Origin of the sequence: Pseudomonas sp. WAC2 (assembly GCF_030403525.1) — a bacterium.
GTDB lineage: Bacteria > Pseudomonadota > Gammaproteobacteria > Pseudomonadales > Pseudomonadaceae > Chryseomonas > Chryseomonas luteola.
The window spans coordinates 408,979-425,699 of sequence record NZ_JAUEPD010000001.1 but is presented as its reverse complement, the minus strand read 5'-3'; the positions used below and the strand labels follow the sequence as shown (position 1 = coordinate 425,699).

At 58.3% G+C, this 16,721-nt stretch carries 15 protein-coding genes and 1 tRNA gene; 8 read left to right on the top strand and 8 right to left on the bottom strand.

Features of this window, described 5'->3' with window-relative positions; all coding sequences use genetic code 11:
* Nucleotides 1–390: 390 nt before the first annotated feature.
* The 8 genes from fdnG (at nt 391) to QWJ10_RS01975 (ending at nt 10,050) form a co-directional block, all read left to right on the top strand.
* The gene (gene fdnG, locus QWJ10_RS02010; RefSeq protein ID WP_289923999.1) at nt 391–3,465 is read left to right on the top strand and encodes a formate dehydrogenase-N subunit alpha; all 3,075 of its coding nucleotides are present in this window, start codon (nt 391–393) and stop codon (nt 3,463–3,465) included.
* The gene (fdxH, locus tag QWJ10_RS02005) at nt 3,466–4,404 is read left to right on the top strand and encodes a formate dehydrogenase subunit beta (protein WP_019366878.1); all 939 of its coding nucleotides are present in this window, start codon (nt 3,466–3,468) and stop codon (nt 4,402–4,404) included.
* A gap of 47 nt (nt 4,405–4,451) precedes the next feature.
* Nucleotides 4,452–5,075, top strand: coding sequence for a formate dehydrogenase subunit gamma (locus QWJ10_RS02000; protein ID WP_010797237.1), 624 nt, complete (start codon nt 4,452–4,454; stop codon nt 5,073–5,075).
* A 128-nt stretch (nt 5,076–5,203) separates the two neighbouring features.
* A complete protein-coding gene (fdhE, locus tag QWJ10_RS01995) occupies nt 5,204–6,130 on the top strand; it encodes a formate dehydrogenase accessory protein FdhE (RefSeq protein ID WP_026004089.1) in 927 nt (308 codons plus the stop codon).
* A gap of 150 nt (nt 6,131–6,280) precedes the next feature.
* A complete protein-coding gene (gene selA, locus QWJ10_RS01990) occupies nt 6,281–7,693 on the top strand; it encodes an L-seryl-tRNA(Sec) selenium transferase (protein WP_289923991.1) in 1,413 nt (470 codons plus the stop codon).
* Nucleotides 7,690–9,612 carry a selenocysteine-specific translation elongation factor gene (gene selB, locus QWJ10_RS01985; protein WP_289923989.1) on the top strand — a complete coding sequence of 641 codons (1,923 nt, stop codon included), beginning with the start codon at nt 7,690–7,692 and terminating at the stop codon, nt 9,610–9,612. The genes selA and selB overlap by 4 nt, the downstream gene beginning before the upstream one ends.
* A 5-nt stretch (nt 9,613–9,617) precedes the next feature.
* Nucleotides 9,618–9,713 (top strand) — tRNA-Sec (locus QWJ10_RS01980).
* Between the two features lie 133 nt (nt 9,714–9,846).
* Nucleotides 9,847–10,050 (top strand): hypothetical protein, encoded by a 204-nt coding sequence (locus QWJ10_RS01975; protein ID WP_289923987.1) that lies wholly within the window; start codon nt 9,847–9,849, stop codon nt 10,048–10,050.
* A gap of 12 nt (nt 10,051–10,062) precedes the next feature.
* Here QWJ10_RS01975 and QWJ10_RS01970 read toward each other — a convergent pair whose 3' ends face one another.
* The 8 genes from QWJ10_RS01970 to QWJ10_RS01935 form a co-directional block, all read right to left on the bottom strand.
* A complete protein-coding gene (locus tag QWJ10_RS01970) occupies nt 10,063–10,545 on the bottom strand; it encodes a GNAT family N-acetyltransferase (protein WP_289923985.1) in 483 nt (160 codons plus the stop codon).
* Complete coding sequence (locus QWJ10_RS01965; protein ID WP_289923983.1) at nt 10,545–11,105, bottom strand: DUF4136 domain-containing protein; 561 nt, start codon at nt 11,103–11,105, stop codon at nt 10,545–10,547. Before QWJ10_RS01965 ends, QWJ10_RS01970 begins: the two co-directional genes overlap by 1 nt.
* Nucleotides 11,106–11,172: 67 nt before the next feature.
* On the bottom strand, nt 11,173–11,811 hold the full coding sequence (locus QWJ10_RS01960; RefSeq protein ID WP_289923982.1) for a DUF4136 domain-containing protein: 639 nt from the start codon (nt 11,809–11,811) through the stop codon (nt 11,173–11,175).
* Nucleotides 11,812–11,814: 3 nt separating this feature from the next.
* On the bottom strand, nt 11,815–12,576 hold the full coding sequence (locus QWJ10_RS01955) for a methyltransferase domain-containing protein (RefSeq protein ID WP_010797245.1): 762 nt from the start codon (nt 12,574–12,576) through the stop codon (nt 11,815–11,817).
* A complete protein-coding gene (locus QWJ10_RS01950) occupies nt 12,573–12,878 on the bottom strand; it encodes a nucleotide pyrophosphohydrolase (RefSeq protein ID WP_019366870.1) in 306 nt (101 codons plus the stop codon). The genes QWJ10_RS01955 and QWJ10_RS01950 overlap by 4 nt, the downstream gene beginning before the upstream one ends.
* A gap of 94 nt (nt 12,879–12,972) precedes the next feature.
* Nucleotides 12,973–14,424 carry an anion permease gene (locus QWJ10_RS01945; protein ID WP_122043340.1) on the bottom strand — a complete coding sequence of 484 codons (1,452 nt, stop codon included), beginning with the start codon at nt 14,422–14,424 and terminating at the stop codon, nt 12,973–12,975.
* 212 nt (nt 14,425–14,636) lie between these two features.
* Nucleotides 14,637–15,644: a peptide ABC transporter ATP-binding protein gene (locus QWJ10_RS01940; protein WP_010797248.1), complete on the bottom strand. Its 1,008-nt coding sequence runs from the start codon at nt 15,642–15,644 to the stop codon at nt 14,637–14,639.
* Nucleotides 15,631–16,674: an ABC transporter ATP-binding protein gene (locus tag QWJ10_RS01935; RefSeq protein ID WP_289923974.1), complete on the bottom strand. Its 1,044-nt coding sequence runs from the start codon at nt 16,672–16,674 to the stop codon at nt 15,631–15,633. The genes QWJ10_RS01940 and QWJ10_RS01935 overlap by 14 nt, the downstream gene beginning before the upstream one ends.
* Nucleotides 16,675–16,721 lie beyond the last annotated feature (47 nt).

Sequence of the window (16,721 nt, the reverse complement as noted above, 5' to 3'; positions counted from 1 at the left end):
GGGCCTGAAAGGCGCGCAGCAAATACCGCACTGACGGGTGCTTCCAGCGTCAGCGGTACAGGCGAGGAGGGGAAAGCGCTATGGCGGCGTAGGCAGCCAGCAAAGAGGGTTAAGCAGTGTCATCAGACCTGTCTTCAGCCTTCAAAATAAACGAGGGAGCGACCTTAACACAAAATGTAAAAAGGTGCAGACAGCATTAAAGACTTGCTGTATTAGGCCGATAACAAAATCAGAAGTTTCGGAGCGCGCCTCTGACAGAAGTGCTCTGCGAAAGTTCCCAAAAGAGCAAAATAATCGGATAACTGGCTAGTTGCCACCGCTTCGATTGGTTATATTTTGCTCAGGGGTGCGGCGAAGAATCGCACTTCACTTCTGATGAGGAGTCAAGACGTGGATATGAACCGTCGGCAATTCTTCAAGGTCGCGGGTATCGGCCTTGCAGGATCTAGCCTGGCGGCACTAGGCATGGCACCGACGCCAGCTTTTGCCGAACAGGTGCGCCATTTCAAACTGGCGCGCACCATCGAAACGCGTAACACCTGCCCTTACTGCTCTGTGGGCTGTGGCTTGGTTATGTACAGCCACGGCGATAAGGCCAAGAACGTTGCGCAAAACATCATTCACATCGAAGGCGATGCGGATCACCCAGTGAACCGCGGTACGCTGTGCCCGAAAGGTGCCGGTCTGCTGGACTTCATCCACAGCCCGAATCGATTGAAGTATCCCGAGGTCCGCGAAGCGGGCTCCAACGAGTGGAAGCGCATCTCCTGGGAAGAGGCGATGGATCGCATCGTCAAACTGGTCAAGGAAGAGCGTGACGCCAATTTCATCACCAAGAATGCTCAGGGCCAGACGGTTAACCGTTGGACGTCCGTTGGCTTCCTGGCTGCGTCCGCTGCTTCCAACGAAGCCGGTTATCTGACTCAGAAAGTCGTTCGTAACCTTGGTCTAGTCGGTTTCGATAACCAAGCTCGCGTTTGACACGGCCCGACGGTGGCAAGTCTTGCCCCGACATATGGCCGTGGCGCCATGACGAATACCTGGACGGATATTCGTAATGCCAACCTGATTCTGGTGATGGGCGGAAACGCCGCTGAAGCGCATCCGTGCGGCTTCAAGTGGGTGACTGAAGCGAAGGCCCATAACAAGGCACGCCTGATCGTGGTCGATCCGCGTTATACCCGTACGGCTTCCGTATCGGATTATTACGCGCCGATTCGTACCGGCTCGGACATTGCGTTCCTGGGCGGCCTGATCAATTACCTGATCACAAACGATAAGATTCAGCACGAATACGTTCGTAACTACACTGACGTCTCCTTCATCGTGAACGAAGGTTTCACGTTCGAGGACGGTCTGTTCAGCGGTTACAACGCCGAGAAGCGCACCTATAGCGACAAGTCCACCTGGAGCTATGAGAAGGGCGCGGATGGTTTTGCCAAGGTCGATCCGACCCTGGAACACCCGCGTTGCGTCTTCCAGCTGATGAAGAAGCACTACAGCCGTTACACACCGGAAGTTGCCAGCAATATCTGCGGTATGCCGCAGGATCGCATGATGAAGATCTGGGCGGAAATCGCCGAGACCTCGCAGCCTGGCAAGACCATGACCATTCTGTACGCCCTGGGTTGGACGCAGCACTCTGTGGGCGCCCAGATCATCCGTACAGCGGCAATGGTTCAGCTACTGCTGGGTAACGTGGGTCTGCCGGGTGGCGGTGTGAACGCACTGCGCGGTCACTCCAACATCCAGGGTCTGACCGACCTGGGTCTGCTGTCGAACCTTCTGCCGGGCTACATGACGCTGGGCAATGATGGTGAGCAGGACTTTAACGCTTACATCACCAAGCGTGCGCTCAAACCGCTTCGTCCTGGGCAAATGTCCTATTGGCAGAATTACGGCAAATTCCATGTCAGCCTGATGAAGGCCTGGTATGGCGATGCGGCGACCGCTGAAAACAACTGGTGCTACGACTATCTGCCCAAGCTGGACGTACCGGGTGCCGGTTATGACGTGATGAAGATGTTCGACATGATGTCTCGTGGCGAAGTCCGTGGCTATTTCTGCCAAGGCTTCAACCCGATCGCATCGTTGCCGGACAAGAATCGCGTAGTAGCTGCGCTTGCCAAGTTGAAGTGGTTGGTCATCATGGACCCGCTGGCAACCGAAACCTCCGAGTTCTGGCGTAACGCCGGCGAGTACAACAACGTTGATACCGCCAGCATCAAGACCGCGGTGTTCCGTTTGCCCACGACCTGCTTCGCTGAAGAAGATGGCTCTCTGGTCAACAGTAGCCGTTGGCTGCAGTGGCACTGGAAGGGCGCTGAAGCACCCGGTGAGGCGCGTACCGATGTGACCATCATGTCGGAAATGTTCCTCAAGCTGCGCGAGATGTATCGCACGGAGGGCGGCGCCTATCCGGATCCGATCCTGAACCTGTACTGGCCGTACAAGATTCCGCACGAGCCGTCTCCCGAGGAGTTGGCCAAGGAGTTCAACGGTTATGCCATCAAGGACGTTACCGATGCCACTGGCGCGGTAGTGGCCAAGGCTGGCCAACAGCTGTCGGGCTTCGCTCAGCTCAAGGACGACGGTACGACGGCTTCGGGCTGCTGGATCTTCTGTGGCAGCTGGACCGAGCAAGGCAACCAGATGGCGCGCCGTGACAATAGCGATCCCTATGGTGTCGGTCAGAGTCTGGGCTGGGCATGGGCGTGGCCGATGAACCGCCGGATTCTGTACAACCGTGCCTCGGCCGACCCAAGCGGTAAGCCATGGGGACCGGACAAGAAGCTGGTCTGGTGGAACGGCAAGAACTGGGGCGGCGCTGACGTTCCGGACTTCAAGCCGGACAGCGCACCGGAAGCCGGTATGAATCCGTTCATCATGAACCCGGAAGGTGTGGCGCGTTTCTTCGCCGTCGACAAGATGGCCGAAGGTCCGTTCCCTGAGCACTACGAGCCCTTCGAGACGCCGATCGGGGTTAACCCGATGCATCCGAAGAACAACAAAGTGATCAGCAACCCGGCCGCTCGTGTTCTGCCCTCCGTATGGGAGTCGTTCGGCAAGGCCGACAAGTTCCCGTATGCGGCGACCACGTACCGTCTGACCGAGCACTTCCACTTCTGGACAAAGCATTGCCGTTTGAATGCGATCGTCCAGCCCGAGCAGTTCGTCGAAATCGGCGAAGCGCTGGCGAAGGAGAAGGGCATTGCGGCGGGCGACAAGGTTCGGGTGAGCTCCAAACGCGGTTACATCGTGGCTGTCGCGGTGGTAACCAAGCGGATCAAACCATTGGAAGTGAACGGCCAGACCGTGCACCAGATTGGTATTCCGTTGCACTGGGGCTTCTCGGGTCTGACGCGTCACGGTTACCTGACCAACACACTGGTTCCATTCGTCGGCGATGGCAACTCGCAAACGCCCGAATCGAAATCGTTCCTCGTCAACGTGGAGAAGGCATAAATGGCACTTCAAGAAATCGTTGCCCAATCCGCGACGACGACCACGCCTTCCTCCATCCGTCAGGTGGAGGAGGTCGCCAAGCTGATCGACGTCTCCAAGTGCATTGGCTGCAAGGCCTGCCAGGTGGCGTGTTCAGAGTGGAACGAGCTGCGTGATGAGGTGGGGCACAACCATGGTACGTACGACAACCCGGCCGACCTGACCTCCGATACCTGGACGCTCATGCGCTTTACCGAGCATGAGAACCAGGCCGGCGATCTGGAATGGCTGATCCGCAAGGATGGCTGCATGCATTGCGCGGAGCCAGGCTGCCTCACGGCATGCCCGAGCCCGGGTGCGATCATCAAGCACGCCAACGGTATCGTTGACTTCAACCAGGACCATTGCATTGGCTGCGGCTACTGCATTACGGGTTGTCCGTTCAACATTCCGCGGATCTCGCAGAAGGATCACAAGGCGTACAAGTGCACCCTGTGTTCCGACCGTGTGTCCGTAGGGCTTGAGCCTGCGTGCGTGAAGACCTGTCCGACGGGTGCCATTACGTTCGGCACCAAGGAAGACATGAAGCACCATGCTGAGGAGCGCATTGTCGATCTGAAGAGCCGTGGTTACGAGAACGCCGGTCTGTACGACCCGGCGGGTGTAGGCGGTACGCACGTCATGTACGTGTTGCACCACGCCGATCAGCCTGCGTTGTACAACAACCTGCCGAACGATCCGGCCATCAGCCCGATGGTAAGCCTGTGGAAAGGCATCACCAAGCCGTTGTCGCTGCTTGCCATGGGCGCTGCGGTGCTGGCGGGCTTCTTCCACTACGTACGTATCGGACCGAACCGTGCGGACGAAGAGGATGAGGCTCATCACGATGCTGCCGCCGAGCAGGTGGAGAAAAAGTCCCAGGACACGTCGGTGAAGACGTTCGATCCGACCAAACGCTGAGATAACGTCTCCCTCGCAGGCGGGGGAGACGCTCCAGGAGCCTTCAAATGAAAAAAGAGATCGTTCGTTACGGTGCCAGTGAGCGCACCAATCACTGGGCGGTGGCTATACTGTTCTTCATGGCAGGCCTGTCGGGGCTGGCGCTGTTCCATCCAGCGCTGTTCTGGCTGACCAACCTGTTCGGCGGCGGACCGTGGACACGGATTCTTCATCCCTTCATGGGCGTGGCGATGTTCCTGTTCTTCATGGGACTCGTGATCCGCTTCTGGCATCACAATATCCTGGAAAAGCGGGATATGCAGTGGGTCAAGCAGATCGGTGACGTGCTGAACAACCGGGAAGACAAGTTGCCCGAAATCGGCAAGTACAATCCGGGACAGAAAGTGTTGTTCTGGGTGCTGCTGGCTTCCATGCTGGTACTGATGCTCAGCGGGATCGTGATCTGGCGTGAGTACTTCAGCCATTTCTTCCCGATTGGTGGCATCCGTCTGGCGGCACTGGCCCATGCGGCTGCAGCGTTCCTGTTGATCCTGTCGATCATCGTGCATATCTATGCCGGTATCTGGATCAAGGGTTCGATTGGTGCCATGCTGCACGGTAAGGTCAGCCTCCTGTGGGCCAAGAAGCATCACTCGCTCTGGTACAAGGACATCACGCGAGACAAGAAGTAAAAGCCCCTTCATGGCCTGTTTCGGCAGGCCATGAACAGGCGTCAAACGTGTAGCCATGCCTGGCATGGTTGTCGCCGCCACGGACCAGGAGGTCTGTGGCGGCTCCCATTACCGAAGAGGTTTCCTGCGTGTCAGGTCAGATTCTCGAACCGGGGCAGATCGAAGCCTCAGCCGTAACGCCTCCCTTCATCAACCTGCCGCCGAAAAATGCGTTCAGCTACCGTGCCGAGCGTTTGGAAAAGTTGGCGGACGGTAACCCGCTCCGTGATTACTTGCTGCTTGTCAGTGGCATCTGCCGTGCTCAGCAGCAGGTTTTCGACAACCTGGAAAACCTTCCGCTGGAGGCTAAGCGGATTGAGCAGAGCCAGCATCACGGCCTGCCCCCGCTGAGCTGCGATACGCTGGTCCGCGAAGAGGCGTGGCTAGGTGTTCTAGACGCCGTACTGAAGGTGTATCAGGTGCCTGAAGGCAATACTGCCGTGCAGGAAGCGCTTGAGCAGATTCGTACAGCGGACGCCGGGCAGCGCAAAGTGTGGGCAATTGCCTTGGTCAGCGGGCAGTACGACCAGGTTCCAGCGGCACTGGTGCCTTTCCTGGGCGCAGCGCTACAGGTTGCCTGGACAAATTGGCTGTTTCAGATCGAGACGGACAAGTTTCGTGAATCCAAAAGCCAGACCCATTGCCCAGCCTGTGGCTCACTACCGGTTGCCGGTGTAATTCGTCACCGCGGCAAGCTCAATGGTCTTCGCTACCTGAGTTGCTCACTGTGCTCGTGTGAATGGCATTACGTGCGGGTAAAGTGCACCCAGTGCGAAAACAGCAAGGAGTTGGGTTACTTCTCGCTGGAAAACGATGCGGTCCTGGCCGAAAAGGCACCGCTGCGAGCGGAAGCTTGTCCCAGCTGCGAAACCTACCTCAAGCTGCTGTATCTGGAGCATGATACCGAGGCGGAGGCCGTGTCAGCCGATCTGGCCAGCTTGGCGCTAGACATGCGGCTCGATCAGGAAGGTTATCACCGTCAGGCCCCTAATCTGCTGCTGGCTCCCGGCGGCTGATTCCTGATAAACAGAGTCCGCTTCGCTTATAGCGGCGGGCTCTGCCAGCCTTTCTTTTACAGGGCTGAAGTGTTGGTCTTGCTACGTGCGCATGCGCGATGCTGCATCCGGTTGTAAACTCCAGGCTCATGTTCTTGTTATGAGGCCTGCATGACAGCCGTCCGTTTGCCTTCTGTTGATCGTCTGTTACGTCATCCCGCTGCGACATCGCTCCTGGACCGCTATGGTCGTGAAGCATTGCTCAAGACCTTTCGCGAGCTGCTCGATGAGCTGCGTGAGCCTTTTCGACAGGGACAGATCAGCGAGGCGGATGTCGATGAGGCCGTTCTGACAGGCCGGGCCGGGGAGCGATTGGCTGTCCGAAACCAGCGTCAGGTCCGACGCGTATTCAACCTGACTGGAACTGTTCTCCATACCAATCTAGGGCGTGCGCTGCTGCCTGAAGAGGCCATCGATGCGATGACCCTAGCTGCTCGCTACCCGCTCAATCTTGAGTTTGACCTCAATACCGGCAAGCGCGGTGACCGCGACGACCTGATTGCGGGATTGATCCGTGAGCTGACCGGCGCCGAAGCGGTGACGGTGGTCAACAACAATGCCGCCGCCGTATTGCTTGCCCTTAACAGTCTTGGCGCTCGCAAGGAAGGCATCATTTCGCGTGGCGAGTTGATCGAGATCGGTGGCGCTTTTCGTATTCCGGATATCATGGCGCGCGCCAATGTAAGGCTGGTCGAGGTGGGTACGACCAACCGTACCCACACCAAGGATTACGAGAGCGCCATTACCGAGCGTACCGGGCTGCTCATGCGTGTTCACACGAGTAACTACACTGTGCAGGGGTTTACCAGCAGTGTGGCAACTCCCGAACTGTCCTCTATTGCTCGCGCCTATGAAGTCCCCTTACTGGAGGATTTGGGGAGCGGCTCTCTGGTAGACCTCACCCGTTGGGGATTGCCCAAGGAGCCAACCGTCCAGGAAGCGCTACGCGATGGCGCTGACATCGTGACCTTTAGCGGCGATAAGCTGCTCGGTGGTCCGCAGTGTGGAATTATCGTCGGGCATAAGGACCTGATTGCCCGCATCAAGAAAAACCCCCTCAAACGTGCTTTGCGAGTCGACAAGATCACCTTGGCTGCACTTGAGGCGGTGTTGGCGCTTTATCGAGACCCGGATCGTTTGGGTGAAAAGCTGACCAGCCTCAGATTACTCTCCCGTGGCCAGGGGGATATTGATAGTCAGGTTCAGCGGGTAATGCGTCCTTTATCTCAAGCACTGGGCGAGCGTTGGCAGGTGACGAGTGAGCTTACGCTCGGCATGATCGGCAGTGGTACCCAGCCGGTGGCTCGTCTGCCCAGCGCAGCGTTGTGCATGCGGCCGAATAGCTCCAAGCGCCTGCGAGGCCGTGCGCTGCGTCTGCTGGAAGAGGCCTTGCGACAGCTGCCTATCCCTGTGATTGGACGTATCGATGACGATGCGCTTTGGCTTGATCTGCGTCAGCTCGATGACGAGGCCGGCTTTCTGGGGCAGCTGGGAGCGCTATCGGTTGGGGAGTGGGACGCATGATCGTTGGAACAGCGGGCCATATCGACCACGGCAAGACGTCCCTCATCCGAGCCCTGACGGGGGTGGAGGGCGATCGTCGTCGTGAGGAAAAGGAGCGAGGCATCACCATTGACCTGGGGTACGTTTACTCGGATCTGGGGAATGGAGAGCTGACCGGGTTTATCGATGTTCCCGGCCACGAGCGGTTTGTTCATAACATGCTGGCCGGGGCCAGCGGAATTGATCTGGTGTTACTGGTCGTGGCTGCCGATGACGGTGTGATGCCACAAACACGCGAACATCTGGCCATTGTTGAATTGCTGGGCATACGCCGTGCGATGGTCGCCATGACCAAAACGGATCGGGTTGAGGCTGCGCGTGTTAACGCGGTACGGGAAGAAATTGATGCATTGTTAGCAGACGGCCCCCTTGCTGGGGCTCCGGTATTTCCGGTCTCCAGCCAGACGGGAGTGGGTATCGAGGCACTGCGTGCAGCGCTTCTGGATCAGGCTGAACAGGCACTGGCCCGCAGCGACCAAGGGTATTTCAGGCTTGCAGTCGACCGTGTCTTCAGCGTCTCGGGTGCCGGGGTGGTGGTCACGGGAACGGCTTTCGACGGTCGTGTTGCAGTCGGAGATGAGTTGTTATTGGGCGCGCTGGGGCGTCGCGTGCGCGTGCGCGGCCTGCATGCGCAAAATCGAGAGGCCCAGATTGCCCACGCAGGGCAGCGTGTGGCAGTAAACCTGGCGGGTGAGCGGCTCAATGTCGAACAGATCCGGCGAGGCGATTGGCTGCTCGATGAAGCCCTCCACGCGCCGTCTACCCGTGTCGATATTGATTTGCACCTGCTTGGCAGCGAAGGTAAGGCGCTGGCCCACTGGACCCCTGTCCATGTGCATCTGGGCGCCCAGAATTTGACCGGTCGGGTGGCGCTGTTGGAGGATGAGGGTGTATTGACGCCTGGTGGGCGCACACTGGCGCAGCTGGTGCTCAACTCGCCGCTACAGGCTGCTCATGGTGACCATCTGGTGCTGCGGGACCAATCCGCGCAGCGAACCATTGGCGGTGGGCGTGTGCTGGATCCTTTCGGGCCTGCCCGCAATCGGCGTACCCTCACACGTCTGGCACAGCTTGAGGCATTGCGTCAGGGCTCCTTTGAGGACGCACTGCCGGAGTTGCTCAAACAGGCGGACAATGGCGTAGCGCCTGCCATGCTGGAACGCCAGTTCAATCGACCGAGGGCGCGCTGGCAACTGCCTGAACATGTCATGGAAGTTGCTACCCGACAGGGTATCCGTCTGTTCGATGCGACCCGCTGGCAGCACTTGCAGTCTACGCTGTTGGAGCGGCTCGGAGCCTTTCATGTCGAACAGCCCGATGAGCTAGGGCCTGATCGTGATCGATTACGTCGTTTTGCCTTGCCGCAACTGGAGCGGCCTGTGTTCATTGCGTTGTTGGAAAGCCTGATGGCGTCCAGCCAGATCGAGGCGAGCGGGCCGTGGCTGCACCTGCCGGGCCATCGGGTTCGTCTGACCGAGGCCGAAGAGGCGCTGAAAGAAAAGCTCTGGCCTCTTCTCGAAGCAGGCCGCTTTGATCCCCCCTGGGTACGTGATCTGGCCCGGGAAATTGGTGAGGACGAAGCAGGGGTTCGTCATCTGCTACGCAAGCTGGCACGCCTGGGACAGCTGCAGCAGATCGTCAAGGATCTCTTCTATCCTGAAAATACGATAAACCATTTAGTGCAATTGACGTTGCGTCTTGAGCGCGAAGAGGGGATCATTCGTGCAGCCGCGTTTAGGGATGGTCTAGGGATCGGACGTAAGCGCACAATCCAGATACTCGAATTCTTCGACCGGATCGGTCTGACTCGCCGTATGGGTGATGAACGCAAGATCCGTCCAGACAGCGCACTGGCTGCTCAGGTCGAACAGGCGAGTTGATTGATGGAAGGCAATCGTGCCCGGTGGCGCGGCCGGGCTTCAAACCCGGTTGGGGACGGCAGCCGTTCCCGGGTGAGTTCGACTCTCACTGCCTTCCGCCATTTCTTTTAGACTGAATGTTCTGGCCTGACTTTGCTTTTCTGAATCTTATCTATACTGGATAGGACAAGGCAGCGCGTGACGCCTCCTGTTCTGCTGGCGCCAGGCTGTCAGCCTATGCAGTGGAGGTGACGTATGAAGACGAGAGCCGGCGCGGCCTTTCTTTTTCTGACCTTGTTAGCGGTGTTGCTGGGTGGGCTTGGCCTTGACCCAGCTTCGACTCCATCGACTGAAGCCTCTACAGCCGCTTCGACAGACTGTATGTATGGATATGAGCCCTACGGTTGCGCAGCGCCTATGCAGATAGGCGGCGACTTTGCCATGCTGGCCCGCATGTAGCGGGTAAGGCATTCAGAGACGTTTTCGCAGGTGTATCAGGGCTGTTCGCTGTCCGGAGGAATCGCGTCGCTCATCAATGGATACCGGCAAATAGCCCAAATGGGTATAGAGCAACAGGCCCGGCGTATTGCTGCTGAAACAGGCAGCATGCAGAAAACGCACGCCATGCTGCTGGCAGGCTTGCTGCTCCATTACTCCGATCAGGTGTTGCGCTATGCCCATGCGTCGTGCCCAGGGTGCCACCATTAAATTGCCTAAGTCGCACCGTTCGCCTGGTTGGCAGCGAAAGAAGTTTGCGAATGCAGCCAGACGATTGTTCAGCAATACAACCGTGCTGCCCTGGCGGTTGGCGTATGCCTCTGCCAGTTGGTCTCTTGTTAGTGGCCACTGAGCTGTGGGATAGCTGTAAAACAGCTCTTCACGACTTTGCGGAAAGTGACACACGGCCTGCAAATCATCAAGGGTGGCCGCGCGATGTGTCAGTTTGTTATTCATCAGTGAGGTGGGTACTGCGACAGGATCTTGCCGACAGCTGTCTGGATGGCAGCAGTACGCTGCGCAGGGGTATCAGCTGTCTGGTCAGATGACACCTCGGTGCTGCCACGCCATACCAGTTTTCCGTCCCGGCCATCGAGCAGGTCGATCTGCAGCGTAGTTACCTGATAGGTAAAGGTCTGGGTCTGGGTATAGCCGCCACCCCAAGGGCCCCAGTATCCCCAGGGACCACCCCAATAAGGATCGGTGCGCATGGTTTGCCCTTGGCACTCATCCGTGAACAGATAGGCCCGAACCCTCAGGTCTGCCTGTCCGTTCGCTGCGGCAGGGCGTAAGCCGCGCTGCTCAAGCTGGCCGCTTACGGCATTCTTGATGCGCTGCTCGGTCAAGTCACTTTTCAGCCGCGGGTCTTCAGGCTTGTACGAGACGGCAGGCTGGGCCCAGGTCCAGTTTCGGTAGGCCGCATAGTCACGGGAGGGATCATAGTCCCGGTTGACGGTATTGGTCTCGCACGCGGCAAGGGCAAGCGTAAACGCGATAACAAGCAAACGACGGATCATGATCATTCTCCGACCAGGGGCGTTTAAAAGAAACAATAACTACTCATGGGACCAAGCCGTATGCGCTTTATCTTTGATGCGGTGGATACTGCTCCAGCGCGCGACGAGCGGCTTCGCGGATCGCCTGGGCCCGGGCGCTCTGATCATTGCCGCCCCGTTCCTCGGCGCTGCCACTCCATATTCTCTTGCGGCTCTGTGCATCGATCAGCTCAATGTTCAGCACCTGAACCTGATAGTACCGAGGGCGAGTCTGGCTGTAGCCTGTTCCGCCATACGTGCCCCAGCGATCGTAGCCATACGGATAGCCGCCGCCATAGCCGACACCACCTCCGTAATAATCGGTATCGTATACGACGCGCTGCTCCTGTCTCACCGTTGCGCTCACGTAGAGATCGGGCCGCGTGCCGGTTGGTGCGGGTCGGAGTCCTCGCTGATCGAGCTGGGCGCTGATGGCCTCCTGAAGAGTGCTGGTATCCATTGATTGAGAGGAATCACCGCTGGCACGAATGCCCTCGGGTGACCAGGCCCAGCTCCGGTAGCGGCCATAGTCGACCGGGGCTGCTGGATAGCTGCCCGGGTCGATGCGTGCCGGAACAGCAGGTGCTGGCGCAGCAAGCTCAGGCAGGGCGCTGGCTATATAGGGATTCTGGCTCTGACAGGCGGCCAGCCCCAGGCTGATAACCACGCAGGCAAACAGGCGACGCATAGATCACTCCTCTAACGCGCCGGGTTGGCAGATCCAGTGCAGATAACGACCAAGCCCGGCAAATGTAGGGTGCCGTCGATGGGCCAACTCCATTTCGATCAGATCGGCTTCGTTGACCTTACCCTGAAACTCGACTGGCATGTAGTCATGAAAAACACGAACGCCACTTCGGGTCACGATCTGCCAGCGACTGCTCATGGCGCGCTCCAGCTCTCGTGGGTCTAGTGGCTGTTGAGGTGTCAAACCTTTGCCTTCGCCCGCATATTCCTGGCGCTTGAGCTTTTTGAAATGGCCTTTGAGCAGGTTCCGGTAGATCAGCGCGTCCCGGTTGTAGAACGCCAGTGAAAGCAGACCATCCGGAGCCGTGAGGCGCGAGAGGACTGGCAGAATCGTATGTGGCTCGGCCAGCCATTCCAGTACGGCGTGGCAGATGACCAAGTCAAAGCGAGTCGTGAGCTGCTCGCTCAGTTCCTGCCAGGGCGCCTCGATAAACGTTGCCTCAAGGCCAGCCTCGGCGAAGCGTTGGCGAGCACCCTCCAGCATCGGGGCTGAAGGTTCTGCCAGTGTGACGGAGTGACCCTGTTCAGCCAGCCAGAGCGCCATATGGCCTAGTCCTGCTCCAATATCCAGAACCCGCAGCGAGCGTTCAGGCAGGGCTTCCTTCAGGTCGGCCTGGAGTACCGCCAGCCGGATGGCGCCTTTGGCATTGCCATAGATCTTTTCGGCGAAACGGATGGCGCGGTCATCGAAAAAGGTATCGGTCATGGCAGGAAGCGCCGCTCGTTATCGGCCAGCTTGGCGCGAGTGATTGTCTCCATGTCGAGTCCGAGTTCTGCGCAGAGTTGCAGCAGGTAGAGCACGACGTCTGCAATCTCCTGGCCGGCATGCTCGAGGTGATCAGCCGTTAAATGGCGGGATTCCTCTTCGGTCTTCCACTGGAAGATTTCAGCCAACTCGGCCATCTCAACACCGGCAGCCATAACCAGGTTTTTCGGGCTGTGATAGCGGCGCCATTGATTGGCATCGCGAATGGCGTGCAGGCGGGCAGTAAGTTCGGAAAGGTCCATGCAGGGCTCCTGATGGCCGCATGGCTGGTGGATAGCTATGCGGCGCTTGTTAAGCGCCGCATTTTTCCATGGACTGACGCGAAAGCGTAGCGGCTTAGCGCGTCATCAGCAGCCAGGGCGTGCCGATCCCCAGCCATGCAGCCAGGAACAGGAAGCCAAAGATGGCACCCAGGCGCCACCACATCGGTCCAGGCAGATAACCGCTGCCGTAGTAAACCGGGCTAGGGCCGGTACCGTAGGGCGTAATGATGCCCATGATGCCGATGGTGGGCAGAAGCAGCAATACGAAGGTATGCATGTCGATGCCAGGAATACTGGCGGCGGCGGCCACCATAACCGGTAGCAGAGCCGTGGTATGCGCGGTGGCACTGGCGAAGAAGTAGTGCAGCAGGTAGAAGGCAATCGTGAGCAGGACCATCGCCACAGTAGGATCGAAGTGGCCCAGGTAGTTGGCCATCAGCATACCGAACCATTTCACAAAGCCGACCATGTTCAGGCCATCTGCGAGAGCTACCAAGGTGGCGAACCAGGCAAAGGTGTTCCAGGCGGCTTTATTACTAAGGATATCGTTCCAGGTCACGATGCCGATAATCAGCATGAGACTGATCACGAGCATACCAACCAGCGCGGGTGAAATAACGGCAGTACCAAAGATCCACATGGCCAGCGCCAGGACGACTAGAATCAGCAGAATGACTTCGTTGCGCGTCAGGCTGCCCATCTTGGCCAGCTCCTCGGCAGCCCATTTGGGCACTACGTCACCGGACTTCAACTCGGGCGGGCACAGCCAGTAGCTCAACAGTGGCAACAGGGCGAGCAGCAGGATGCCGACCGGCGCGGTGGCCATGAACCATTCACCCCAGGTAATGCGAATGCCGGTGGAGCTTTCCACCAGGGCAACGGCGAGCAGGTTGGGGGCGATACCTGTCAGAAACAGTGTGCTGGTTACACAGGCTGAGGCAATCGCCACCCACATGAGGTAGGTGCCGATGCGACGCATGCTGGGATCGTTGGGGTGCGAGTCATACAGCGGTGGCAGGTTACGTAGAATAGGATAGAGCGTACCAGCGCTGCGTGCGGTATTAGAGGGCGTAAAGGGGGCCAGAACGGTATCCGCCAGCATGATGGCGTAGCCCAGCGTCAGGGTACGCTTGCCCATGGTTTTAACCAGCCATAAGGCAATACGGCGACCCAGGCCGGTCTTCTCGTAACCCAGGGCAAACATGAACGCGCCAAAGATCAGCCAGACTGTAGAGTTGGTGAAGCCGGAAACGGCCCAGGTAAAGGCCTTGTCGGCCACCTTGAAGCCCGGCTGTGCCAGTTGCTCGGGCGAGAAGAGAGCCCAGGGTGCCAGGACCGCAGCAACCACTACGCCAATCAGGCCGATGACGGCACCTGGTAAGGGTTCAAAGATCAGACCGATCACACAGCCCAGAAATATAGCAAAGAAATGCCATGCGTGCGGTGCCAGCCCCTCGGGAACCGGCAAGGCTGCAATGACGATCGCCACGATCAATGGCGCCATCAACTTGGCCAGCGATTTCATTTTAACTCCCATGCTTTAAAGAGTTTGCGATCTTAACGCCTGAATGAGACGGCTCAATCGTTTAATTAAACTAAGCGCTAATTGACTTGATTGTTTTTATTGATTAGCAGTTCAGTGAAATTGAGGCAAACGCAGGCCAACCGACAAAAGTGCCGGTGGCCATTAGCGTAGGAGAGTAGGCGCCAGACTGAAAAGTCTGGCGCTGTCCTAGATCAAAGAAAGTTTTCGGCGTAATGACAGGCAACCTGACGGTTGTCTACATCACGAAGGGCAGGAACTTCTGTCTTGCAGCGCTCAGTTGCGTAGGGGCAACGGCGGTGGAACACGCAGCCAGGTGGCGGATCCAGTGGATTCGGCAGCTCGCCCTGGATCTTGATGCGTGGCTTGCTGGCGTCCGGTTGCAGGCTTGGCGTGGCTGAAAGCAGCATCTGAGTATAGGGATGCAAGGGCTTTTCAAAGAGTGCATCGCGAGGCCCCTTTTCTGCCGTACAGCCCAGATACATCACCATCACGTCATCGGCGATATGACGCACCACCGACAGGTTGTGTGAGATGAAGACGTATGCAGTATGAAACTCCTGCTGCAGATCCATGAACAGGTTAAGCACTTGCGCCTGGATAGAAACGTCCAGAGCCGACGTCGGCTCGTCCGCTACCAGCACCTTGGGGTTGAGCATCATCGCGCGGGCCACAGCAATCCGCTGGCGCTGGCCGCCAGAGAACATGTGAGGATAGCGCTGGTAATGCTCAGGACGCAGGCCCACCTGCTGCATCATGGCCTGTACCTTGTCACGACGCTCACTACGGGACAGGTTTGTATTGATAACCAGCGGCTCCGCCAGTTGGTCCCCGATCTTCTGCCGTGGATTGAGCGAGGCGTAAGGGTTCTGGAACACCATCTGCACATCGCGGCGCAACTGCTTGCGAACTTCTGCACTGGCACCACTGACCTCATGACCGCCAATGTTGAGCGAGCCGGAGGACGGCTCCTCAATCAGCGTCAAGGCACGGGCCAGAGTGGATTTGCCACAGCCCGACTCACCAACGACCGCCAGTGTCTTGCCGGGTACGAGGTCAAACGAGACACCGTTCAGGGCGCGTACGGTGGCCTGGCCTTTGAACAGACCTCGGGAAACATGGTAATGACGTGTCAATGCTCGGGCGGTGAGTACGCTATCCGCTGGTTTGGCAGCGTTGGTATTCAAATCAGGCGCGGCCATGGGCTTCTCCAGGTAGATGACTAGGACGCTGGGACTCCGGCAAGACTTCCGGCCACTGCGCAGGGTTCAGGTTGCGCGGGAAGAAGCAGCGGACCGAGCCGCTGATACCATCGTGGGTATAGGGCTCGAGGGCAGGTCGCTCCAGACAGCGTGGCTGTGCGTAAGGGCAGCGCGGCGACAGCAGACAGCCCTTGGGTCGATCGTAACGGCCGGGAACAATACCCGGCAGCGTGGAGAGCCGTTCGCCAAGGCTATGCTCGGGGATGGCGGCCAGCAGCGCTTCCGTGTAGGGATGTTTGGGTGCCTGAAAGATATCCGGCACAACGCCGGTTTCCACGGCCTGACCGGCGTACATCACGCAGACCCGCTGAGCTGTTTCAGCTACTACGGCAAGGTCATGGGTGATCAGGATCAGGGCCATGCCTTCATCACGCTGAAGGTTGAGCAGCAGGTCCATGATCTGCGCTTGAATGGTAACGTCCAGCGCTGTGGTCGGTTCGTCGGCAATCAGCAGCTTGGGCTCTGCCGCAATCGCCATGGCGATTGCCACGCGCTGGCTCATGCCGCCGGACAGCTGATGCGGGTAGGCGGAAAGACGGCTCGCTGCGGCTGGAATTTCCACCCGCTCAAGCAGTTGAAGCGCCCGCTGGCGGGCTTCTCGGCCTCGCAGACCCAGGTGCTGGTGAATTACCTCTTCGATCTGATAACCCACCGTGTAACTGGGGTTCAGGGCGGTCATCGGGTCTTGGAAGACCATGGACAGGTCCTTGCCGATCAGCTGACGCCGGGCACGACCCTTGAGCTTGAGCAGATCCTGGCCTGCAAAGCTCAGCCGATTGGCCGTAACCTTACCGGGCGCATCGATTAGGCCCATCACAGACATCATGGTCACGGACTTGCCGGAGCCGGATTCACCTACAATGGCCAACACTTCGCCCTGGTCGATGGTCAGGTCGAGACCTTCGACGACCGGGATGGCATCTTCACCGCCAAAGCGGACATTCAGATTCTGGATTTCCAGGAGGCTCATGGCTGCTCCTTGATCAATAAGCAGGAATCGATCGGCAATGGGCTGCC